This window comes from Polynucleobacter sp. MWH-UH2A (assembly GCF_018687195.1).
Taxonomy (GTDB): domain Bacteria; phylum Pseudomonadota; class Gammaproteobacteria; order Burkholderiales; family Burkholderiaceae; genus Polynucleobacter.
This window is the reverse complement of the sequence record NZ_CP061321.1, coordinates 1,319,412-1,340,579: the sequence shown is the minus strand read 5'-3', so window position 1 is coordinate 1,340,579 and position 21,168 is coordinate 1,319,412. Positions and strand designations below refer to the sequence as shown.

General features: G+C 46.1%; 20 protein-coding genes. 11 read left to right on the top strand and 9 right to left on the bottom strand.

Going from position 1 to position 21,168, the window contains the following annotated elements:
- Window positions 1-7: 7 nt before the first annotated feature.
- A complete protein-coding gene (locus IC571_RS06975; protein ID WP_215315606.1) occupies window positions 8-1,054 on the top strand; it encodes an alpha/beta fold hydrolase in 1,047 nt (348 codons plus the stop codon).
- Window positions 1,055-1,062: 8 nt separating this feature from the next.
- Here the strand turns inward: IC571_RS06975 and IC571_RS06970 are convergent, their stop codons facing one another.
- Complete coding sequence (locus IC571_RS06970; protein WP_215315605.1) at window positions 1,063-1,860, bottom strand: enoyl-CoA hydratase/isomerase family protein; 798 nt, start codon at window positions 1,858-1,860, stop codon at window positions 1,063-1,065.
- Between the two features lie 98 nt (window positions 1,861-1,958).
- Between IC571_RS06970 and IC571_RS06965 the strand changes: the two genes are divergently transcribed.
- From IC571_RS06965 to IC571_RS06945, 5 genes are all read left to right on the top strand, one after another.
- Window positions 1,959-2,117, top strand: a complete 159-nt coding sequence (locus IC571_RS06965; RefSeq protein ID WP_215315604.1) for a DUF5993 family protein — start codon at window positions 1,959-1,961, stop codon at window positions 2,115-2,117.
- A 6-nt stretch (window positions 2,118-2,123) separates the two neighbouring features.
- On the top strand, window positions 2,124-2,687 hold the full coding sequence (locus tag IC571_RS06960; RefSeq protein ID WP_215315603.1) for a disulfide bond formation protein B: 564 nt from the start codon (window positions 2,124-2,126) through the stop codon (window positions 2,685-2,687).
- Between the two features lie 36 nt (window positions 2,688-2,723).
- Window positions 2,724-3,740, top strand: a complete 1,017-nt coding sequence (locus IC571_RS06955) for a tripartite tricarboxylate transporter substrate binding protein (protein ID WP_215315602.1) — start codon at window positions 2,724-2,726, stop codon at window positions 3,738-3,740.
- A 154-nt stretch (window positions 3,741-3,894) separates the two neighbouring features.
- Window positions 3,895-4,344 carry a hypothetical protein gene (locus IC571_RS06950; protein ID WP_215315601.1) on the top strand — a complete coding sequence of 150 codons (450 nt, stop codon included), beginning with the start codon at window positions 3,895-3,897 and terminating at the stop codon, window positions 4,342-4,344.
- A 56-nt stretch (window positions 4,345-4,400) separates the two neighbouring features.
- Entirely contained in the window at window positions 4,401-4,865 is a 465-nt protein-coding gene (locus tag IC571_RS06945) for a glycine zipper family protein (RefSeq protein ID WP_251373286.1), read from the top strand.
- An 11-nt stretch (window positions 4,866-4,876) separates the two neighbouring features.
- On the opposite strand, the gene IC571_RS06940 is transcribed toward IC571_RS06945, so the two are convergent.
- The 5 genes from IC571_RS06940 to trxA form a co-directional block, all read right to left on the bottom strand.
- On the bottom strand, window positions 4,877-6,268 hold the full coding sequence (locus IC571_RS06940; protein WP_215315600.1) for an MATE family efflux transporter: 1,392 nt from the start codon (window positions 6,266-6,268) through the stop codon (window positions 4,877-4,879).
- A gap of 3 nt (window positions 6,269-6,271) precedes the next feature.
- Window positions 6,272-7,990 carry a glycosyltransferase family 39 protein gene (locus IC571_RS06935; protein ID WP_215315599.1) on the bottom strand — a complete coding sequence of 573 codons (1,719 nt, stop codon included), beginning with the start codon at window positions 7,988-7,990 and terminating at the stop codon, window positions 6,272-6,274.
- Between the two features lie 138 nt (window positions 7,991-8,128).
- Window positions 8,129-8,476 carry a type B 50S ribosomal protein L31 gene (locus IC571_RS06930; protein WP_215315598.1) on the bottom strand — a complete coding sequence of 116 codons (348 nt, stop codon included), beginning with the start codon at window positions 8,474-8,476 and terminating at the stop codon, window positions 8,129-8,131.
- Between the two features lie 198 nt (window positions 8,477-8,674).
- Window positions 8,675-9,937 (bottom strand): transcription termination factor Rho, encoded by a 1,263-nt coding sequence (rho, locus tag IC571_RS06925; protein WP_215315597.1) that lies wholly within the window; start codon window positions 9,935-9,937, stop codon window positions 8,675-8,677.
- A gap of 257 nt (window positions 9,938-10,194) precedes the next feature.
- Window positions 10,195-10,521, bottom strand: coding sequence for a thioredoxin TrxA (gene trxA, locus IC571_RS06920; protein ID WP_068948270.1), 327 nt, complete (start codon window positions 10,519-10,521; stop codon window positions 10,195-10,197).
- A gap of 132 nt (window positions 10,522-10,653) precedes the next feature.
- Here trxA and IC571_RS06915 point away from each other — a divergent pair, with 132 nt between their 5' ends.
- Both IC571_RS06915 and IC571_RS06910 read left to right on the top strand, forming a co-directional pair.
- Complete coding sequence (locus tag IC571_RS06915; protein WP_215315596.1) at window positions 10,654-13,665, top strand: PD-(D/E)XK nuclease family protein; 3,012 nt, start codon at window positions 10,654-10,656, stop codon at window positions 13,663-13,665.
- The gene (locus tag IC571_RS06910) at window positions 13,662-17,180 is read left to right on the top strand and encodes an exodeoxyribonuclease V subunit beta (RefSeq protein ID WP_251373283.1); all 3,519 of its coding nucleotides are present in this window, start codon (window positions 13,662-13,664) and stop codon (window positions 17,178-17,180) included. Before IC571_RS06915 ends, IC571_RS06910 begins: the two co-directional genes overlap by 4 nt.
- Window positions 17,181-17,193: 13 nt before the next feature.
- Here IC571_RS06910 and IC571_RS06905 read toward each other — a convergent pair whose 3' ends face one another.
- Together IC571_RS06905 and IC571_RS06900 are read right to left on the bottom strand one after the other, a co-directional pair.
- Window positions 17,194-17,541, bottom strand: coding sequence for a BrnA antitoxin family protein (locus IC571_RS06905; protein WP_215315594.1), 348 nt, complete (start codon window positions 17,539-17,541; stop codon window positions 17,194-17,196).
- Entirely contained in the window at window positions 17,522-17,779 is a 258-nt protein-coding gene (locus IC571_RS06900; protein ID WP_215315593.1) for a BrnT family toxin, read from the bottom strand. Before IC571_RS06900 ends, IC571_RS06905 begins: the two co-directional genes overlap by 20 nt.
- Window positions 17,780-17,991: 212 nt before the next feature.
- On the opposite strand from IC571_RS06900, the gene IC571_RS06895 reads away from it, so the two are divergent.
- The 3 genes from IC571_RS06895 (at window position 17,992) to IC571_RS06885 (ending at window position 20,147) form a co-directional block, all read left to right on the top strand.
- Complete coding sequence (locus tag IC571_RS06895; RefSeq protein WP_215315592.1) at window positions 17,992-18,816, top strand: tetratricopeptide repeat protein; 825 nt, start codon at window positions 17,992-17,994, stop codon at window positions 18,814-18,816.
- A gap of 20 nt (window positions 18,817-18,836) precedes the next feature.
- Window positions 18,837-19,340: a DUF1993 family protein gene (locus IC571_RS06890; RefSeq protein WP_215315591.1), complete on the top strand. Its 504-nt coding sequence runs from the start codon at window positions 18,837-18,839 to the stop codon at window positions 19,338-19,340.
- Window positions 19,341-19,670: 330 nt separating this feature from the next.
- Window positions 19,671-20,147 carry a hypothetical protein gene (locus IC571_RS06885; RefSeq protein ID WP_215315590.1) on the top strand — a complete coding sequence of 159 codons (477 nt, stop codon included), beginning with the start codon at window positions 19,671-19,673 and terminating at the stop codon, window positions 20,145-20,147.
- A 22-nt stretch (window positions 20,148-20,169) separates the two neighbouring features.
- Here the strand turns inward: IC571_RS06885 and IC571_RS06880 are convergent, their stop codons facing one another.
- Window positions 20,170-21,141: a tripartite tricarboxylate transporter substrate binding protein gene (locus IC571_RS06880; protein WP_215315589.1), complete on the bottom strand. Its 972-nt coding sequence runs from the start codon at window positions 21,139-21,141 to the stop codon at window positions 20,170-20,172.
- Between the last annotated feature and the right edge of the window lie 27 nt (window positions 21,142-21,168).

Genomic DNA, 21,168 nt, shown 5'->3' with positions numbered 1-21,168 from the left:
AAACGGTATGAAACTAATTCACGTACTCGCTGTAGTTGCTATCTTGACAGGATTATTGGCTTCCTGCGCTAATCAATCGTCATCAAACGCAACTGCCAGCGCCCCAGCATCACTCTATGCTAATGCTGCCCCGCTTGATTTGCGTTTGAGTGCTTGGCCATATCCTTACCCAACTAAAGAATTCAAGACTAGCTTGCAGGGTACGCCAGCAAGTATGGTGTATATGGATGTTGCCGCCAAGGGAAAGCATAAGGGTGTGGTGTTACTGTTTCATGGAAAGAATTTTTCCAGTGACTACTGGGCGCCCACTATCGCTGGCTTGACGCAAGCAGGTTATCGCGTCATAGCACCTGACCAAATCGGCTTTGGTAAATCTTCAAAGCCAAACGTTCCATATCACTTTGATGACTTGGCGGCCAATACCAAAGCCTTGCTCAAATCTTTGGGGATTCATCAAGTCTCTGTGATTGCAAACTCCATGGGTGGCATGGTTGGTATTCGATTTGCACGCTTGTATCCACAAACAGTGCAAAAACTAGTGCTTGAAAATCCACTGGGTCTAGAGGATTACAGCAAAGACATACCACCACAGCAAAACGATAATCTCCTAAAGCTCGAAATGGCCCAAACAGAGACAAGTTATCGCCGTTTCTTGCAAAGCTATTTTCCAACTTGGCAACCTGCTTATGAAAAGTTTGTAGAGGTGTATGTTCGTGTACAGAAGGGGCCAGACTATCCTGCTTATGCAATGACATCAGTGTTAACTTATCAGATGATTGCCGAGAAACCGGTCGTGAATGATTTACCGGAACTCAAAATGCCGGTATTGCTGATCATTGGTCAAAAAGATCGCACAGTTTTTGGCAGACGCTTTGCCCCGCCTGAGGCAGTAAAGTCCTTGGGTAATTTTCCTGAGTTAGGTAAAAAGGCCCAAGCAACAATCCCTTATGCGAAGCTAGTGCCCATCGATAATGTTGGCCATGTACCGCACGTTGAAGTGCCTGACTTATTTGTTACTACGGTTGTGCAGTTCTTAAATCAAGCTAAGAACTAAAGCCAAGATTACTTGCCAGCCCACTTCGGTGGGCGGCCTTCTAAGAAAGCAGTAACACCTTCTTTAAAGTCCTGGCTGTTATAGGTCTCACGCATGAGGTCAGTGCATTCGGGAAGACTGCTTTGCAGTAAGCGCGCTAGAGTTAGCTTGCTTGCCTTTTGTGTAATGGGCGCTAGGGCGGCCAGTTTATTAGCAAGGGCATCAGCTGCTTGAGTAATCTGTTCCGCCTCTACTGTTTCATAGAGATAGCCAGATGCGAGCAACTCTGGCGCTTTAATCAATTCGCTAGTCAGCAACATTTTTTTGACCATGGGAACGCCCAAGTGCGCACTGATCCAGGAAAGATTGCTGGGGGATAAGCAGTTCCCTAAAGTCCGCGCTACAGGAATTCCAAAACGGGCGTCTGGGGTAGCAATTCGAAAATCACAAGCAGTCGCGATGAGTAAGCCGCTACCCACTGCCAAACCTTCAATCAGTGCAATAGTTGGCATTGGTAATTGTTGCAATGAATCGAAGATGTGATCTACGGCTACTTCATAAGCCTCATCTTTTTTAAGATCAACAAATTGCTGAATATCACTGCCCGATACAAATGCCTTATCACCAGCGCCTCTAAAAATTGCCACCCGAATCGATGGATTTATTGCCAAGGAATCACAGATAGTTTTGAGTTCTTCATACATAGGCCAAGTCATGGCATTACGTGCGGCTGGATTATTAAAAGTAATCCGAGCGATAGCTCCGTCTATTTGAAGATTCAGGCAAGGAGAAGGGGGTGCGGTATGGTTGTTGATGCTGTTATTCATGAAGTCATTCTAAACAATGACTCTTCTGAAAGACCATATTTAGGGTCTTGTTTTAGTGATTTACCCGACCACAAACTGTCCTGCGCTAGAATTCTCCTATGTATATGTTCCTGCCTTTTCTGACAGCATTTATTGGCCTCATCCTAGTTTGGTTTGAGAAGCGTCTTGCGGGTCTAACTGTTCTTGCAGTGACAGTCGCCATATTGATGGTGTGGTTCCGTTTTCATGCGAACAGCCACCTCAATATCAGCCTATAAGTCGGCATGAGTAAACATTCTTTTCCTTCGTTGGCAGCGCTTGGCAATCAACTGGCTTTATTGGCTATTGTTGGAACACTCTCCTATGCCTTTTTTGATCAGATCTATTTTGGTGAGTTGCCATGCCCTCTGTGCTTAATGCAGCGTATCGGATTTGTCATTATTGGATTTGCCTTGGTGCTCAATATACGTTGCGGTGCGCACTCAGCCCACTATGGCTGGGGCATCATTGGTGGCTTAGTGGGGATGACCGTATCTTTGCGCCAAGTGTTCCTTCATATCCTTCCTGGCGATAAAGGTTTCGGCAAGACATTTTTAGAGTTGCATTTTTATACCTGGGCTTTCGTTGCTTACCTAGGTTTATTGGCTGGAATAGCTATTCTATTAATGCTACCTAATAGAGATGTACGTTCGCGCTCTTGGTTTGCCAATGCTTTAATCATCGCTTTTATTTTGCTGGTCTTTGGCAATCTGGTTTCAACACTCCTGGAGTGTGGCATTGGATCATGCGCTGATGATCCAAGCAAGTATGAAGGTTGGCTCTGGTTACGTTCTCGATTCGGTTTTTAATGAAGTTTGCCTAGGGCAACCCTAGGTTTTGCAAGGATGCGATTTTCTCAAGTGGCTAAAGTAGCTAAACGCCCATTTTTCAAATATCTATTGATTTGCCTCGCTTTATTGTTAGGGGCAAATTCGTCCTGGGCGCAGTCCTCCCAGAAGACTGCTTGGCCAAAACAAGCCATCCGGATTGTGGTGAGCTTTACCCCAGGTGGTGCGCCTGATATTTTGGCTCGTGTTTTGGCAGAGAGCATGCAGCAAAATCTTGGCGTGCCAGTCTTGGTTGAGAATCGCCCAGGCTATGGCGGCAACATCGGCGCAGAAATTGTTGCGAAGAGTGATCCTGATGGCTATACCTTGTTGATTGGTACGGTGGGCATACATGCAATCAATGGCGCATTGTATGAAAAGATGTCATTTGATCCGATTAAGGATTTCACGCCCATTAGTTTTCTTGCAAGTACACCCAATGTATTGGTGGTCAATAAAAAACTGGGTGTCAATAATTTGCATGAGTTAATTGAGTTGGCAAAAGCCAAACCTAATCAACTTACATTTGGATCATCAGGTGTTGGAACCTCATTGCATATGTCGGGTGAGTTATTTAAAGAGATGGCAGGCATTCAAATTCGGCATATTCCCTATAAAGGTCGTGCGCAATCTTTGCCTGATTTAGTCAGTAGCCGCATCTCAATGTTGTTTGATAACTTATCATCTTCTTTACCTTTGATCAAAGCAGGTGAGGTGCAGGCTTTAGGAGTTACCACCTTAAAACGCTCGCATGCTACGCCAGAGATTCCCACATTTGCAGAGCAAGGTCTTCCTGGTTTTGAGGCGGTTTCTTGGTTCTCATTGATGGCACCTGCTAATTTACCGCCCTCTATTCAGAAGCGATTAAACCAATTAACGTATCGTGCCTTAAATGATCCAGAAGTGAAAAAACGCTTGCTAGCTGGTGGCTTAGATCCAGCCCCTAGTAGCGCTAAAGACCTATCTAAATTGATTGCCCAAGAGTCAGCCAAATGGAGCAGGATAGTGCAGCAATCAGGCGCGAAGTTGGATTAATAAGTTAGAGCAATAAGCTAGAACAATTCACCATCAGAAATAAGTGAATTTCCTGTCAGCTTAAATATTTATTGGGCGTTATTGATAGTAAGGCTAGTAAAAACTAGAATAAAGAAGTAGGCTGTACGAAGACCAAATAGATAAGGGGTCAACCATGAAACAAGTCAATAAATTCAGCATCTTAGGTCTTATTTTGGCTTCCGTCTTAGTGTGCGCAACAGCACAAGCGCAGGCCGGTAATGTCGCTTGGAATGTATCGGTTGGCGGTGGCTACGGCGGTTGGCGTCCTGCCGCATACGGTCCCGGTTGGGGTCATGGCTGGGGCCCAGGTTGGCGTGCTAACTGGGCTTATGCCGGTCCTTATTACGGCCCTTATGCTGGCTACTATGCTCCCCCAGTTGTGTATGCAGCGCCGCCGGTAGTGACTTACGCACCACCACCGCAGCCCATGGTTCTGGCTGCGCAACCACAACCTGCGGTTTGGTATTACTGCGCCGCAAGTGGCAAATATTATCCGTACGCACAAGAGTGCCCAAGCGGTTGGCAGACTCAAGCGGCAACACCGCCAACCAGTAGTGCGCCTCACGGCCGCCCGCAGTATTAATTGCGAGCAATAGCAATACATCAATACAAAAAATATTACCAATTTAGGATTTGCAAATGATAAGAATGACTCGCGTAGCTGTACTAGCTGCTGTTGCCACTAGTGCATTAAGTGCATGTGTATCTGCGCCAACAGGGCCAACAATTGCCATCATGCCGCGCGAAGGGAAGCCATTTGAAGTCTTCCAGCAAGAAGATCAAGTATGTCGTGAATTTGCAGCGAATGCCGTGAAAGATACTAGTAATGCCGCCTTAAAAGAGGGTGCTACTAGCGCTGCAATTGGCGCCGCTCTCGGAGCCGCCGCAGGTGCAGTGATTCAAGGGGGAAGTAGCCAAAATATTGGAACCGGTGCGGGCGTTGGTTTATTAGGCGGTGCCGCTATGGGCGCCATGAATTCTGCTGGTAAGCAAAATCAAGCGCAGACTCAGTACAACATTGCTTATCAACAGTGCATGTATTCCAAGGGCAATCAAGTGCCTAGTTACCCAGCGCCGATGTCAGGCCCTGGGTATCGCCAGTAAACACATTTAACTCAGACCTCAACAGGCGGATGTGTTTTTTCGTAACGCTCCGCCGTTTTTCTAAATAGGTATAGTAGTAAACAAGCAGCTAAACCTAGGCTGATACTGTTACCAGCCCAAAACCCATTTGCGCCTTGTAAAAACTCTGGTGTAAATCCTAAAACATTGAACCCCATGAGGTATCCGCCGCCAAGGCCAACACCCCATAGTGAGCCGGCATAAATCACCATTGGCCAAAATGCGATGCGATAAGCACGCAGGATAAATGCCGCAGTCACTTGCAATGCATCAAAGACTTGATAAAAAGCAATAAACAAAAAGAGTGGAATAGAAAATACTCTGACTGCTTCCGGCGGGTCATACAAATCTAGTAATTGGAGGCGGAAAAACCAAACGGCAACTCCAATCAAAATACACGCGCTAGTAGTAAAGAACACCGATGACCAGCCAATTTCTTCCGCACGTTCTGGTTTGTTAGCACCAATCGATTGGGAGACTAAAGTCATTGTCGCGATCGATAACGAGAGCGGAACCATATAAATCACCGTTCCCATATTGGCAACGATTTGATGTCCTGCTAATGCCGTAGTACCTAAGCGTGCAATAAACAGCGACATAAAGGTGAAGGAAGTGACTTCAATTAAGTAGCTAAATCCAATTGGAGTGCCCAGTTTTAGTAGAGTCCAAATACGGTGCCAGTCGGGCATGCTGAAACGTGCAAAGATATGGAAAGGGCGGTAGAAGCGATCAAAAAGAACAAACCCTAAAGTCATCAATAACCAAGTCCAGTTAATGATCACCGTTGCGACTGCGCACCCAGGTCCACCCATACCCTCGATACCCAAACCACCATAAATAAAGAGCAGGTTCAGTGGTAGCTTTAGCGCCAAGCCAATTAATTGCACCACCGTGATGACAGCTGGACGAGATACAGCATTGTGCAGGGCCATTAAGACACGCATGCCCATGCTGGCGGGTAAACCAATTGCCAAAATATTTAGATATAGCCTAGCTTTTGCTTCGATATCTGGTGCCACTCTGGAGATCGCCAATAAATGATCTGCGTTGAGCAAAATAAAACAACCTAATATGGTTAAACCGAAGGCAAGCCAAGTAGCTTGACGTACTTCCTCTCCAATTTCATCATGGCGCTTAGCGCCAAATAACTGCCCAGCAATTGGTGCAAGTGCGGAGACAACCCCTGTTAAGCCTACATAGATGCTGATAAAAATTGCCGAGGCCATAGCCAACGCTGCTAAATCATCAGCAGAGTAACGTGCAGTCATTGCCGTATCTAAAACACCAAAAGCAATGACGGCTAATTGACCGATGAGTAGTGGGCCAGCCAGTTTTAGTAAAGCGGGGATGTCCTCGCGAAGACGCGATACTTTAAAGTGCAACACCCATTACTCCGGAATAACTTCGTAAAGGCGTAGGCGCTCATCGCGGTCTGCTGCGCGACGGTCTTCCCAAATGAGTTGCAGTTTTTTATTGTTGAGCTGGGCGTATGCTTGTGCTTCAGATTGATTGTGGGTGAGCATCCATGGACAATTTGGATCATCACGCAAAGTGAGTTTGGTGAAGTAATCAAAAGAAGCAAGCTGTGCAGGACCAATGTTGCTGGTATTAATGCAGCTGCCACCGGGTGGTACAACTTGCGCTAGGCGTGCTGAAACAAAGCGATAAGTTTTTGCGTAATTAATCGTTGGTAACCATAAAGTCATCAATAAAACCCACATCAGCGTGGTGCCAGATGCGGAAATAATCAGGCAGCGCCAGATCTCTTTAGGTGCACGCGATGTTCTCCAGCGCACCACTGAGAGCCAAACCCCGGTAATAGCCAAGGCAACGATAAATGCGAGCCAATTAAATTGCCCCTCAAAGCCTGGAAGTAAGCGTGTAATGTTGGTAGCAGTAGTTTCTGGAAAACCCGTGACCTTTGCTAGCCAAATAATCCAAATAGCTAGGGCAATTAAGGTGAAACTAAACAATGCGAACCAGTCAATAAAGCTAATGACACTGCGTTTCAGAATTGGCAAGCTAAAGGCGGCGATGATCGATAGGCTAGGGATCATGATCATCAGATCATGTTCATTTGCCTCAAGACGAAACAGTACATAGATCAAGCTACCAATAAATAAGCTGAGTGGAATGCAGAGGTGCGGCGCGCGCCAAGCACCTGCTGCTTTGGTGCGACCCCAGTGCGCTAGGGAGATGGCCGCGAGAGGCCATACAGGCCACGCATACGCCCAGAAGTTCACGCTTAAGAAGCCTAGGGATTCAATGGAAGGTCTTGCACGCATTTCTGGAGCATTACGCCAACCTTCTTGCGCAATATGTCGCCACTCAGCAGGAAGATCGGCGAGATACCAAATGATCGGCCAAAGTGCAAAACCAATGAGGCCTAATATGGTGCTAGTCAGCGTCCAGCGAAAACGCAATTTAGCATTGCTGGCAATCACGGCGATGATAGTGGAAGTAACAACAATCAGACTTAAGGTGAGATTGCTGGAGAGTGCCACAATCGCAATGCCTAAACCGGTCCATAAACCGCCTTGCCATGGTTTATCAAGACCGCGTACTGTGCCATACAGCACAATACTGATGCCCATTAATTGCGCCATCATCGGCGTAGTTTCATGAGCGCGCTGTGCAAGTCCAACACAAGCCAAGAAGATCAGTAATGCGCCATCAGCTAGAGTCATGCCGTAGCTCTTCATGTCGGGTTGGCCGCCAACGGCTAAGGCCATCGGTTGCACTTCACGACGACGACCGAGCAAGTAAGTGGCGTACCAAATTGCGACAGCGGCTGCAAAAAAGCAAATTGCTGAATACAAGCGCGCCGCATTAGCAGCGCCAATAAATTGACTAAATAATTTGATGAGAGTGGCGCCCATCCAGTAGGGTAAAGGTGCGCCTAAGGCAACATCGCGACCCGCAAGATGCGGGACAATCCAATCGATGGAGTTGCCACGAAACAAAGTCCACATGCCACCAAAACCAATCGCATCTTCATTTTTCCAGGGATCGCGGAAAAATAGGCCAGCAAAACCATAGACCAATGTCAGCGCAAAAATAATAATGCGCGGAATTGATCTGGTAGCGGCAGCGGTTAGTTTGACCATGAACTCTAATTGGTTGAAACGGTATTAATAAAGCAAGCAACAGTAAAGCAAGAAACTTAAAAATAAAAAAGGCAGCAAACGCTGCCTTGATTATCTCGCAGAGAAGGGCATTGCCATACCCTGCGATAAGGAGGTGTATTAAGCCTTCTTCTTAGATGGCTTCTCAGCAGCTTTTGCTTCTGCAGCAGCAGCTTTTTTCTCTGCAGTTTTAGCGGCGCCATCACCAGAAGCTTTAGCAACTGCTTTGCTACCGAATTTCTGACGGAATTTCTCAACACGACCAGCGGTATCCATGATTTTTTGGGTGCCAGTGTAGAAAGGGTGTGATTCAGAAGAAGTCTCGATCTTGGCTAATGGATATTCATTGCCATCTTCCCACTTAATGGTCTCTTTGGTAGACATTGTGGAGCGAGTCTTAAAGCTGAAGTTATTGGAAACGTCCAAAAAGACGATTTCGCGATATTCGGGGTGGATGCCAGTTTTCATGTGAGGTCCTATCAGCGGGTAGCCGTTTAAGTTAACGTTTTAAGTGATTAACCTAAATACTTACCCAAGTTAAAAGCGGTTAAGGTGCAGCAAAAGCGAAATTATGCCATGAAATCAATAAGAAAGCGCTGTCTAGCCAAGTAAAAAGGGGCTAAAAAGCCCCTTTTTGCCTTAAAACCACCTTAGAGGGGGTCTAAATTAGCCTCCGCGACGCATTAGGTCGAAGAACTCACCATTGTTCTTGGTGGATTTGAGCTTATCAACAATAAAGTTCATTGCCTCGATATCGTCCATATCGGCGAGTAATTTGCGCAATACCCAGATCTTCTGGAGGTTTTCTGGTTTAACCAGTAATTCTTCACGACGAGTTCCAGACTTGTTGAGATTAATTGATGGGTAAACACGACGCTCAGCCAAGCGACGCTCAAGGTGAACTTCCATATTGCCGGTGCCTTTGAACTCTTCATAGATGAGGTCGTCCATACGGCTACCAGTTTCAATGAGAGCGGTAGCGATGATGGTTAAAGAGCCACCTTCTTCAATATTACGTGCGGCACCGAAGAAACGTTTAGGACGTTGCAATGCGTTTGCATCCACACCACCAGAGAGCACTTTCCCGGAAGAGGGAACTACAGTGTTGTATGCACGTGCAAGGCGCGTAATCGAGTCTAGCAAGATGATGACATCTTTGCCCATCTCTACTAAACGTTTTGCTTTTTCAATCACCATCTCGGCAACCTGCACGTGACGTACTGCAGGCTCATCAAAGGTAGAGGCAACGACTTCACCGCGAACGGAGCGCTGCATTTCAGTAACTTCTTCAGGACGCTCATCTACGAGCAATACGATCAAAATGGCATCGGGATTATTTGCAGAAATCGCATGTGCAATGTGCTGCATCATCACGGTCTTACCAGACTTTGGTGAAGCCACAATCAAACCACGTTGACCATAACCAATTGGAGAAATCATGTCGATAATGCGACCAGTCAAATTCTCTTCGGCCTTGATGTCACGCTCTAAACTAATAATGCGGTTAGGGTGGAGTGGTGTTAAGTTCTCGAACATGATGCGGTTCTTTAGGGCTTCAGGAGCCAAGCCGTTGATCTTGTCGACTTTTACCAATGCAAAGTAACGCTCACCGTCTTTTGGTGTTCTGACTTCACCTTCAACGCTGTCACCGGTGTGTAAGTTAAAGCGGCGAATCTGCGCTGGAGAAATATAAATATCATCAGGAGAAGCCATATAGGATGCTTCTGGAGAGCGCAAGAAACCAAAGCCATCTGGCAAAACTTCTAAGGTGCCATCACCATAAACAGTTTCACCGGCTTTAGCGCGTTTCTTCAGAATGGCAAACATCAATTCTTGTTTGCGCATCCGTTGTGTGTTTTCAATTTCCAATCCAGCAGCCATTTCAAGCAAAGCGGATACGTGGAGGCCTTTGAGTTCAGTTAATTGCATGTGGTTCTCGGGTGTTAAAAAAGGGAATTAAATAAATGGATTTTGAAATCATGCTGTGTCGATCGATATCGCACAGATGTGGAAAAACAGAATTGTGGTTTTGCTAAAAGAAGGGGGAATTAGGAGCGAATGGTAAAAAACAGATGGGGGAAAATTTTGGGGAAGCGGTGTGCTTTGAAAAAGGCGCTGAACTGCTATTACTGAAATACTACACTAAAACCACAGGCTCAGTTCCTGAACCTGTGGCATGGGACTATTTATAGATGACTATCGATAAATGCAGTCAATTGGGATTTGGCCAAAGCGCCTACTTTTTGAGCAGCCACTGTGCCATTTTTGAATAGGATCAAGGTCGGAATGCCGCGGATATTGAACTGGGCAGGCACGCCTTGGTTCTCATCAACGTTCATTTTGGCGATTTGCAACTTATCGCCGTACTCGCCAGAAAGCTCTTCCAGGATAGGGCCAATCATTTTGCAAGGACCGCACCATTCAGCCCAGAAGTCGAGCAGAACAGGTTTATCGGACTTGAGGACGTCTTGTTCGAAAGAGGCGTCAGTTACATATTTAATGCCGGCACTCATGAAAATTCCTTATTTGGGCGTATTTGTTTATGTGTTTAGTTATAGCGCTACAACGCTTATATTAGCAATAAGCGAAACATTCTGCTCAAAACCCAAAATTAGCCATAAAACTGAAACTCAAAATCCCGCTTAATGCCGCAGCCATTTCCATCAATTTCGAAGCAAAAACAAGTGCAAGCTTGGGCGATAACGCCTGATTCCACTGCGCTTGAGCAACTCGCCAAAGGGATTTGGGATTGTGCACTGCAAACTAAAGTACGCCCACTAGTAGTGCTCAGCACCGCGGGCCCATTGATTGGGATCAGAGCTGCGCTAGAGAAGCATCGACCCGAAGACCTGGATCCACAGATTGCCTTCTTGCCTCAGGTGATTAGCTTTGCCGATTGGCTAGAGTCAGCGCCGGGCGCGTGGAAGTTTCCTAAGAAGCAAACAGACTTAGAGCGTTGGTTATCGGTGTTCGTCAATTTGCGCAAACACAAAACATTACAAGCTTGGTTTAAGGCAGAGAGTGAAGCGGGGGCATGGGGTCTCGCGCAAGCAGTGATTCAGGCCTGTGATGCCTTGTCAGAATTAGTGGTTCCGCAACTGCAGGATGAGTTCAATGATTTGCTACAGACACATTCATTGGATACTCAGGCATGGCTTAAGAGGGTAGAGCAGGTTTTAGATCAAGCAATAGCCAAAGCCTATGTTGGCTTATCAAAAAATGTTGCCGATGAAGAGGCAGCAGTCTTGCTGGCTTTTTGGCGTTACCTTACTAACGCTGGTGATCCAGTTATTCGCAAGCATCTCGCCATGTCGGTTCACTTGCAATGCGCAAAAGAAATCGCAACAAATAACAGCAATGGTGTGCGCCCATTCATATGGGTTCAAACTGCAGATCCAAAGCCGATTGATCAGGAAGTTATCGATCATTACCTGGCGGAATATGCCCAGTGGGCGCCAGTGGTAGGCGTTTCTCTTGATTGGAAGAGCGTCGCTTTATGGTCTGAAGCTTTTGCCGGTCAGGATGCAAAAGGTGAGCTCATCAAGTTAGATGCAGAGCAAGAGCGGCAGATTCAACATAATGTTGACTCAAGCGTGCACGAAGGATGGCGTTTAATTTCTGCAAAGCGCTTTGAAGAGCTTGCATGGGCTGCTACAAAATCCGTTGAGTCTTATCTGATTGCGGGTAAGAAAAATATTGCTTTAGTGGCACAAGATCGTTTGGTGGCGCGTCGTGCAAGAGCATTATTGAGTCGTCTTGGCAATGCCTTGCGCATTCGTGATGAAACGGGATGGAAGTTGTCGACCACTAGAGCCGCTGCTGCATTGGATAGTCTTTTGGAGTTGATGCGTGCGCCTAAAGAGGGGCCTAGCGCTACTATCTTGCTCGAGTTTTTGCAAAACCCGTATTTAGATCTTGCACACAGTCTTGAGAAGACCCCTGAATCTTGCCTGGGCTTGCTTGCGCAGTTAGAAGATATTTTGGTTGCCAGTCAGGCGAAATCTGGCTGGGAAACTTTTATGGCTGCGATTGAAAAAGCCAATAGCTATGCAACAAGTCATGGTGGCTCACCCAATCAACAGCTCATCGAGTTAATTCGATTGGCAAATGGATTGCATGGAAAGTGGCAGACCGCTTCATTTACCTGTGCAGACGCTTACCAGAAGCTACAGATCCAGCTTGAGGCAACGGGCATGGCTGGCCGACTGGAAAAAGATGCTGCTGGTAAGCAATTATTAGAAGCCTTAAAGTGCTTTGATCTTGGCTCAGGACCCTATGGTGACCTAAAGATGCGTTTGCCTGAGTGGCTGAGCCTTCTAAAAACTGTCATTGAAGAAGCTTCATACGAAGAAGCAGGGAAAGATTCGCAAGCGACATTGAGCATCTTGCCGCTCAGCTCAACAAGGCTGCGTGAGTTTGACGCTGTAGTGATTGTGGGGTGTGATGAGCAACAGTTGCCTGCGTTTGCACAACCACCATTATTCTTTTCTGATGCGCTTAATCGTTATCTCAAGTCTTCAACGATTACTGCGCAATATGTTCAGCAAGCAAGAGATCTTTCTCAGCTTTTGGTTTCTTGTCCGAACGTAGACTTATTGTGGCAGAGCAAAAGTAAAAGTGGCGAACCCTTAAGGCCTTCGGCATGGATTGCACGTTTGCAAATAGCGCTCAATCAAAATGCGTTACAGGTATCTGATCCAAACTTGAAGCTATATGAAGGACAGTCTCAACCCATTCAGATGGCAATCGGTAAGCCAGATCCAGATTTGGCCATTCCGACGACTATTTCACCTAGTGCCTATAAGGCTTTGCGGGACTGCCCTTATCGCTACTATGTCAGTAGCTTATTGGGTCTGCGTAAGGCAAAAGAATTTGAAGAGGGCTTTGATGCCTCGTTAGCAGGGCAGACGCTGCATGCACTACTCAAAAACTTTTTCCAAGCACTCAAAACTGAAGAGAAGAAACCCCATTCACCCACTCATGATGGTGATGATGTAAGACGTCAATGGATGATTGAGCATCTCATGCGTTTCTCTGAAAAAGAATTTGAAAGATTAATTGCTGGCGATGCAAGAGTCCTTGGGACATTGCGAGACTGGCAAAAACAAATTCCGAGTTTTATCGATTGGCAAATCAAGCGTGAAAACGAAGGATGGCGTTATCACGATGCTGAATTGCCAGTAGGCTTTACAGTCACCTTAAAGGATTCTGACGGGGTGCAAAGGCAGATGCGCATTGCAGGGCGCGCTGATCGCTTCGATATTCATGAATCGGATAAATCCATTGCTGCTGTCATTGACTATAAAAATCAAAACATGAAGAAGATTTCCAGCCGCGCTGAAAACGTGCTGGATGATCCGCAATTATTAATTTACGCACGCGGGGCAAACGAGGATCCTGTTGGCGCACACCTTCCGGGCCGTACTGTAGAACAGGCTGAATGGATCAGCCTTAAAGCCAAAGTCAGCGACGATGAGGAAAAGCAGGTGCGGGCTCATTCAGTTCAAGATATGCCCGAACTAATGCAGCAATTTTCTGAGCAAATTGTTCAAGACTTAAATGATTTGTGGGCGCGTAAATCCATGCAAGCATTTGCGCCGGATAGCGTATGCCAATACTGCGATGCTCGCGGTATTTGTAGGAAGGGGATGTGGTGAGCGATCAGTTTGATAACGCGATTGCCTGCGACCCTACAAAATCGGTGATTGTTTCTGCCTGTGCAGGTAGCGGCAAAACATGGCTATTAGTTTCTCGTATGATTCGTTTGCTTTTGGCGGGGGCTAAGCCACAGGAAATTCTTGCGCTGACATTTACTCGCAAGGCCGCCCAAGAAATGCGCGATCGCTTGTACCAATTGCTAGAAGAGTTTTCAACTGCGGATGACGCTGCTTTGACTGAGCAGCTAGTTGATAGGGGTGTAGCTCGTGGCCAAGTCATAGATTTGTTGCCGCAAGCTCGGGCTCTGTACCTCAATATTTTGGCAAGCCCTCAGGCGGTAGTAATCGATACTTTTCATGGTTGGTTTGGACGACTCTTGGACGCTGCTCCTGTATCTGCTGAGGTTCAGCCAGGCTTTCGCTTGCGAGAAGATGCCAAGCGTTTACAAGAAGAGTGCATGTCGGATTGGTGGGGTAATTTGCCAAAAGACCTGCAAGCGCACTATGACGTTTTGCTAGAAGAGTTCGGTGCGTTTGAAACGCAAAAATTCTTGATGGGTATCTACAGTTTATTTAAGCAAAGAGGCGCCTGGTCATTTTTTCAAGACACCTGCAATGCTCAAGGTGTTAAGCCAATTGCATGTTTAGAAAAAATCCTGCCATGCTTGGGCGGCTTAAATCCATTAGAAGTGTTTTGGAGTCAGCCACAAACTAAAGCCAATTTAGAAATCATGTACAGGTGCTTTAGTAATGGCACCAATACTCAAAAAGACAAAGCTCCATTTATTCTGGATGTGATCGCACATCATGCGGCTGGTGGTGCTGTGATGGAGATTACCGGTAAATGGGAAAGTTATTTCTTTACTCAAAAACGAACTCCCTTAAAAGACATTGAGGATGTTAGCGCCCCAATGAAGAAGTATCTTGAAGGTTTGGGTCAAGATCCTGCCGAGATTACTGCTATTCGCACTGATTGGTTAAAAGCCTACGAAGCCCTATTTGTATGGCAGAGCGAGCATTTAATACATCAATTAAATGATGCCTGGTTTGCTATGAGCGAGGCTATGCTCGCGCATATGGAAAGAAGCAAAGAGGCCATGCGTGTGCGCGATTTTGATGATTTAGAGATTGGCGTAAGTCAATTGATGGCGAGCTCAGATAACGCCGCCTATTTACAAGCCAGGCTAGATGCCAAATACAAACATATTCTGATCGATGAATTTCAGGATACCAATCCATTGCAGTGGCAGATATTGCGTTCATGGCTCGCTGGGTATAGCGATGATGGATTGATGCCAAGCGTGTTTATTGTGGGCGATCCTAAGCAGTCTATTTATCGTTTCCGCCGTGCTGACCCTAGATTATTTGATAGCGCCCGTGATTTCTTAGAAGAGAAGCTTGGAGCGATCTCTCTATATCAAAATACGACGCGTCGTAATGCGCCAGAAATTAATGATGCAGTTAATCAGATTTTTCTAGCCGGATCATTGCCTGAAAGTTATCGCTACGCAAAGCAGGCTACAGCCTGGAAGCCTTTGCTAGAAAGGCTTCCTGAGCAAGATTATGCCGCTAAGGGTGAGGCCTATTTATTGCCACTAATTCCACGCGAAGAGCCTGTTGTCGCCTCACGTGTTGGCACTGCACTGGAAGGTCCGATAGAAGATGCTGGGCAAACTACACCAGTTCAGCAACGCTATGAAGAGGGCAAAGTTATTAGTCGCTTAATTCATCATTTATTGGCTACTCGTCAAGTGATGGATAAAAAAGATGGCAAATCCATTTGGCGTCCTGCAAGAGGCAGTGATTTTATTTTGCTAGTGAAGCGCCGCGAATTTTTGCCCCAATATGAAAAAGCACTGCGTGAAGCGGGTCTGGCTTATGACAGCTCTCGTTTAGGGGGCTTGCTCAACACCCTTGAGATTGATGATTTGATTGCCTTGCTAACGGTATTGGTTTCACCAAGACATGATTTGCCTTTAGCGCAAGTATTACGTAGTCCTATATTTGGTTTTTCTGAAGGGCAGATGCAAGAACTTGCCAAGAGCGTGGGCGATGGGCTCACTAGCTGGTGGGACGCATTGCAACTGAGTCAAAGCCCTCGCATTCAGAAGGCGGCTCACTATTTGGAGCGCTGGCGCAGTCTGGGTGAGGTATTGCCGGTTCATGACTTATTGGATCTGATTTATCACGAGAGTGATTTACGTATTCGCTATGCGGTTTCTGCACAAAACTTAGCGCGTGCGCAAGTGCTGGCAAACCTAGATGCTTTCTTAGAGCTGGCTTTAAATCAAGATGGTGGTCGATACCCAAGCTTAAGTCGCTTTATTGATGAGATCAACGCAATGCGTCGCGGTGACGATGATGAGACGCCCGATGAGGGTGATGTTGAGCTGGAAGCGGAAACGGATGTTGATGGCAATATTGCCGAAGCTGACGTTGATAGTGAAATGTCTGAAGAGGATCAGCATCGACGCGTACGATTGATGACGATCCATGGAGCAAAAGGTTTAGAGGCTCCATTTGTCTTTATGCTCGATGCGAATAATACAGAGTGGAAGGCACCTCATCGTGGCGTGCTGTTGGATTGGTCTCCTGAAAAAACCAGCCCAAGCCATTTATCTTTGTATACCGCCAAGACCTTAACGGGCGAGCGTAGCGCAATCTTTCAAAAAGAAGCTGAAGTAAGTCAAAAAGAAAACTGGAACCTGCTATACGTAGCGATGACTAGGGCGAAGCAGGGTTTATGGATCAGCGGCGTTGCAGCCAAATCCAAAACGGGCATTAAAGAGCGTTCTTGGTATGGCAGAGCCTTGGCGGCTGGGGTAGCAACCCTAGATGTGGACGCTCTCAATCTTCCGGAGGTGGCGACGCAAGCAAGCAATGCCCAAGCGCAGCTCGGTAGCATGCCATTTCAGATGGATCACTTCGCGATTGAATGGGAGCATGCTCAAAAAGATTACCAAGAGCTAATCTCTAAGATTGAGAGTGGTGAGTTTGCAAAAGAGCTTGCAGAAAAATCCAAAGAGCAGGCACAGGAGCAACCGGACCCTGAAATTTTGGAAGAGGGTACGAACTTTCATAAATTGCTGGAGTTCTTAACTCCAGATTCAAGCGGCCCTATCAAGCCGCCTATGCCAACTGAACAAGAGGTAATGAATTGGTTGGGCGTGGATCAAGATCATGCCAAGAGAGTGATTGAGCGGGCAACTAAAGTATTAGCAGCGACAGAGCTCAAACCTTATCTCACCTCAGGCCAATGGATTGCCGCATGGAACGAACTTGATATTGCCAGTAAAGAAGGTAGGAGCTACCGCATGGATCGCTTAGTAGAATTTGATGACCATATCGCCATCTTGGACTACAAGCTAACTATTCCGGAGGTCGGTAGCAAGAAGTACGAGCAATATCGGGAACAGTTACAGAACTACCGCAATGAATTAGCTCGAATCCGCAAAGACAAGCCTAGTAAGGCTTATTTAATTTCCTCATCGGGTGAGATCAAAGAGATTTCTTGATGCGCTGGGGTGTTTAGGCGACTGCCTTTAACTTGTTGGACATTAAGGCGCTTTTATTAAGCCTTTTCTCAATGGTGGAGATGGTTTTAGATTCTCTCTTTACTTCACCCAATATTTGATTGATGAAAGTTTGCCAGCCTTCACCTTTAGATTTGTAGAAATCTAATGTGTCTTTATCAATTCTTAGGGTGATCTGCTCTTTGGTGCCGCTACCAAGAGGTCTACCCCGGCCTCGAATAGCTCTGTGTTTAATTTCATCCCATTCTTTGTCCGTGAGCGGGAGTGAGTCTGGATCAGACAAGGCGGCTTTCGTAATTGCAATGTCTTCTTTAGCGCTAGGCTTAATAATTTTCTTCTTCATATTTATCGATCTCGCGAATGTTTGCTTTTCTCAGACTAATAATTCTGATTGTTGCTTTTGACTCTACATAAACCACGCAATATGAGCGTTGACTCATTGGTACTAAAGCGACGAACCTTTCTTCCCCATACTCTTTTCTGCGGTCAACCCGCTTCAGTGCTGTATCCCAATCTAATGACTGAGCAGCCGAAAAAAAAGGGGGGGCATGCTTTTTTAAATTTGAATTATTTTTTGCCAAATCATAGATAAATTTTATCCAAATAATTGTAGTTACATAAAATCATAACATCAATGAATTAATATAGCTACAAAAAATAAGGTTACTCCATTTGAGAGGCTCTATTCTTAGGCTTGAATTTCACCAAAAAGCCCTCATATAGCCAAGGAATAGCAAAAATACCCAAACTAGCGATAATGAAATTCGTAGTAAATATCCTACAAGGAGCTTTAATGAAAATGCGTAATGTAATAAAGATGTTTATGACCGTGTTTGCAAGCGCACTCTTGCTAACGAGCTCGCTGGCTTTTGCCGAGGCAACGTTGCCAGAGGTTTCTCAAGTCATTCAATCAGGTCAATTGGCTAAAGCCGATGCCATGATGAAAGAGGTATTGCAAAATCATCCTAATAGCGCCAAGGCGCATTACATTGCATCTGAACTCTATTTGCGTGAAGGCAAAATCGATGCCGCGCGTCAAGCTTTTGTTCAGGCAGAAAATCTAGCGCCTGGATTGCCATTCGCTCAGCCCGAATCCGTTCAACGCTTACAAGCGGAGTTGCGTGCTGGCACAGCGCCTACTCACACAAATGCAAATGCAAATGCAGGCGCAGGCTCTATCTTCACTAGCCCGATGTTCTGGATTCTGATTGCGATCTTGATTGCAGGAATCATGTTCTTCATGAGAAAGCGTCAACAACCTGTAGAGGTATACAACGCACCGACAGCAAATGGCCCTTATCCTGGTGCCCCAGGCGCTCCCGGTGCTTATCCCCCTGGCTATCCTGGCGCGCCTAGCGCAGGTAGTGGCTTGATGGGTAGCTTGGCAACGGGCGCCGCTTTAGGTGCCGGCATGGTTGCAGGTGAAGCATTGGCGAGTCATTTAATGGGTGGCGGCCAACACGCTAATCCCGGAAATGTAAACAACGGCTTTAATCAAGTCGGCGGAATTGCGCCAGATGCTCCGAACTTTGGTGTGAACGATGCGAGTTCGTGGGATGACACTGGTGCCAGCTCTTGGGATGATAGTGGTGGTGGTGATTTTATGAGTGACGTTTAAATCAGAGGGTGAAAATCAATATGCCAATGTCAATGTATCAAGCATCGATTCCACAATTTGTGAAGATGCTGACAAACCTTTCTAATATCCTCAAAAAGGGTGAAGCCTTCGCCAAGGAAAAGAATATTGATGGCGCAGTGCTGGTCAATGATCGCCTTGCGCCAGATATGTTCCCCTTATCAAGGCAAATCCAAATTGCGTGTGACCAAGTTAAAAATGGCATGGCTCGTTTAGCTGGTGTTGAGGCGCCTAAGTTTGATGATCATGAAAGTACCTTTGAGCAGTTGCAAGAGCGCATTGCGCAAACCATTGCTTTTGCTAAGACCATTACCCCAGCCCAACTGGAAGGTAGCGAGACTAAAGAAATTAAGTTTTCGATTAAAGAGTGGAACTTTGAGTTTGTAGGCGATCAATACCTACTGACCTGGATCATTCCTAACTTCTATTTTCATATTACGACCACCTACAACATCTTGCGTCATAACGGCGTAGAGGTGGGTAAGTCTGACTATCTTGGGGGCTAGGCTATTACAATAGCCCCATGGAACTGCTTTCAGAAATCATTGAGACCGTAAGCCCTTGGCTTTTTAGAGCTAGCATGCATCTATCTGATATGTTTTTAGATGACCCAGCCATTTTGGCATTCATGTTTTGCTAGTCCTATTTGCACAAATAATGTGCGACAGTTCACGTATTGAATCTATTTTTTTAGTATTTTATCGATTAAACATTTTGGAAGTATTTGCTGGCTGGGCTAAATAGCCCGCCTGTTGAGATCAGCAAAGGTATTGGGGATGACTGAGGGGATATTAATTGGGGGCTTAGTAGTGCTAGGTGGCTTGGTTGCTAGCTATATGAAAACACATCCTTTTTATAGCCATAAAACTCAAAAATACAAAGAGCGCTATCAAAACAAATTACAGGATGTGCTCTTGAGTGACTATGATGCAACCGATGCTTATTGGTTGTCGCGCGCCATTGCCGATAATATCTTTGATTTTGGCACGAGAACATACCACGATTACCATGTTGAGCGTTATGAGAAAAAAGCAAAATCAGAGCGACCGCATCTTTATGGACTTCATATCGAAAGACCGGTTACCCTTTGCGAGCAACTGACGGAACGGGCGGTTGAGCTAAAGGTTCCGGTGAGCGCGTATAGCCTACACATGCGCCAGCTTTGGCAAGAATATTTAGTCCCTGTTGGGCGTCTTGCTCCGAAGTCAATTGAGCGTCTGCCCGGTTCCAGTCTTTATTACACCGATCTTATTAGTCTGCCTGTTTCGCAGGAGGACATCCAAATTTTTATGCATAAAACCGGTCAGGAATAAAGCTTGTACTGATTACGCTTGATTACTTCAGCATGCCAGCGCTCTTAGCATCTTCCATGGATTGCGCGGTTTTCTCTTTCATAAACGCAGGCATCTTCGCTAGCGGTATGTCAACCAATACAAACCCAGACTCTTCTAATTTTTTCTTAGTCTCGGGATCGGCATTGAGTTTGGCAAAGTAATCCGACATCTTTTGTTGTAGTACTAGTGGGGTAGATTTTGGTACGGCTACACCGCGATAAGCGCCGTCTATCCAGTTCAGACCCAACTCTTTAAAGGTGGGTACATCCGGTAGGGCGGGATTGCGTTTTTCGGTAGCGATAGCAAGGGTGCGCACTTTTCCTTTTTGCTGAATCGCTAGCGGTAGATAACCCATCGCGCCATCAACGTGCATACCAATAAGAGCGGTAATTAAATCACCTGTGCCTTTAAATGGCACGTAATTAATTTTGACGCCCGCCAATTTATTTAAGCGCTCTACAGCCATATGGTTAGCAGAGTATTGGGCCGAGCCAGCCAAGGACATCTTGCCAGGTTCCTTCTTAGCTGCCGCAATAAATTCTTGATAGGTTTTATACGGGCTATCAGCAGAGACCATCAAGGCATCTGGGGTGAAGTGATAGTAGTAGATCGCATTGATGTCGTCAGTTTTGTACTGAATACCTTCTTGTAGTGGTTGCAAGATGGTGTGCGGAATATTGACGCCCACTACAGTTGCGCCATCAGCAGGGTAGGTATTGAGCGTGCTCCAAACAAGAGCGCCACCAGCGCCAGCGCGATTCATTACCACCATGGGTTGCCCAAACTTTTTCGCGGAGATATCAGCTTGATAGCGAGCCACTAAATCCGATTCGCCAGCAGGCGGAAAAGGAATAATGTACTGGATGGTTCTATCAGGGAAGGGTGCTGCGGATTGTGCAAACGCTGCTGTACACAGGCTCAAGAAAAAATAAAACCCAGCAACGATATAAGTTGCCTTCTGATACACCTTCATTTGTCTCCCCCACCGGTATCGGTTGTT

Coding starts and splice junctions, on each gene's coding strand:
- IC571_RS06975 (WP_215315606.1), top strand. CDS start 8: ATGAAACTAATTCACGTACTCGCTGTAGTTGCTATCTTGACAGGATTA.
- IC571_RS06970 (WP_215315605.1), bottom strand. CDS start 1,860: ATGAATAACAGCATCAACAACCATACCGCACCCCCTTCTCCTTGCCTG.
- IC571_RS06965 (WP_215315604.1), top strand. CDS start 1,959: ATGTATATGTTCCTGCCTTTTCTGACAGCATTTATTGGCCTCATCCTA.
- IC571_RS06960 (WP_215315603.1), top strand. CDS start 2,124: ATGAGTAAACATTCTTTTCCTTCGTTGGCAGCGCTTGGCAATCAACTG.
- IC571_RS06955 (WP_215315602.1), top strand. CDS start 2,724: ATGCGATTTTCTCAAGTGGCTAAAGTAGCTAAACGCCCATTTTTCAAA.
- IC571_RS06950 (WP_215315601.1), top strand. CDS start 3,895: ATGAAACAAGTCAATAAATTCAGCATCTTAGGTCTTATTTTGGCTTCC.
- IC571_RS06945 (WP_251373286.1), top strand. CDS start 4,401: ATGATAAGAATGACTCGCGTAGCTGTACTAGCTGCTGTTGCCACTAGT.
- IC571_RS06935 (WP_215315599.1), bottom strand. CDS start 7,990: ATGGTCAAACTAACCGCTGCCGCTACCAGATCAATTCCGCGCATTATT.
- IC571_RS06930 (WP_215315598.1), bottom strand. CDS start 8,476: ATGAAAACTGGCATCCACCCCGAATATCGCGAAATCGTCTTTTTGGAC.
- rho (WP_215315597.1), bottom strand. CDS start 9,937: ATGCAATTAACTGAACTCAAAGGCCTCCACGTATCCGCTTTGCTTGAA.
- trxA (WP_068948270.1), bottom strand. CDS start 10,521: ATGAGTGCCGGCATTAAATATGTAACTGACGCCTCTTTCGAACAAGAC.
- IC571_RS06915 (WP_215315596.1), top strand. CDS start 10,654: ATGCCGCAGCCATTTCCATCAATTTCGAAGCAAAAACAAGTGCAAGCT.
- IC571_RS06905 (WP_215315594.1), bottom strand. CDS start 17,541: ATGAAGAAGAAAATTATTAAGCCTAGCGCTAAAGAAGACATTGCAATT.
- IC571_RS06895 (WP_215315592.1), top strand. CDS start 17,992: ATGAAAATGCGTAATGTAATAAAGATGTTTATGACCGTGTTTGCAAGC.
- IC571_RS06890 (WP_215315591.1), top strand. CDS start 18,837: ATGCCAATGTCAATGTATCAAGCATCGATTCCACAATTTGTGAAGATG.
- IC571_RS06885 (WP_215315590.1), top strand. CDS start 19,671: ATGAAAACACATCCTTTTTATAGCCATAAAACTCAAAAATACAAAGAG.
- IC571_RS06880 (WP_215315589.1), bottom strand. CDS start 21,141: ATGAAGGTGTATCAGAAGGCAACTTATATCGTTGCTGGGTTTTATTTT.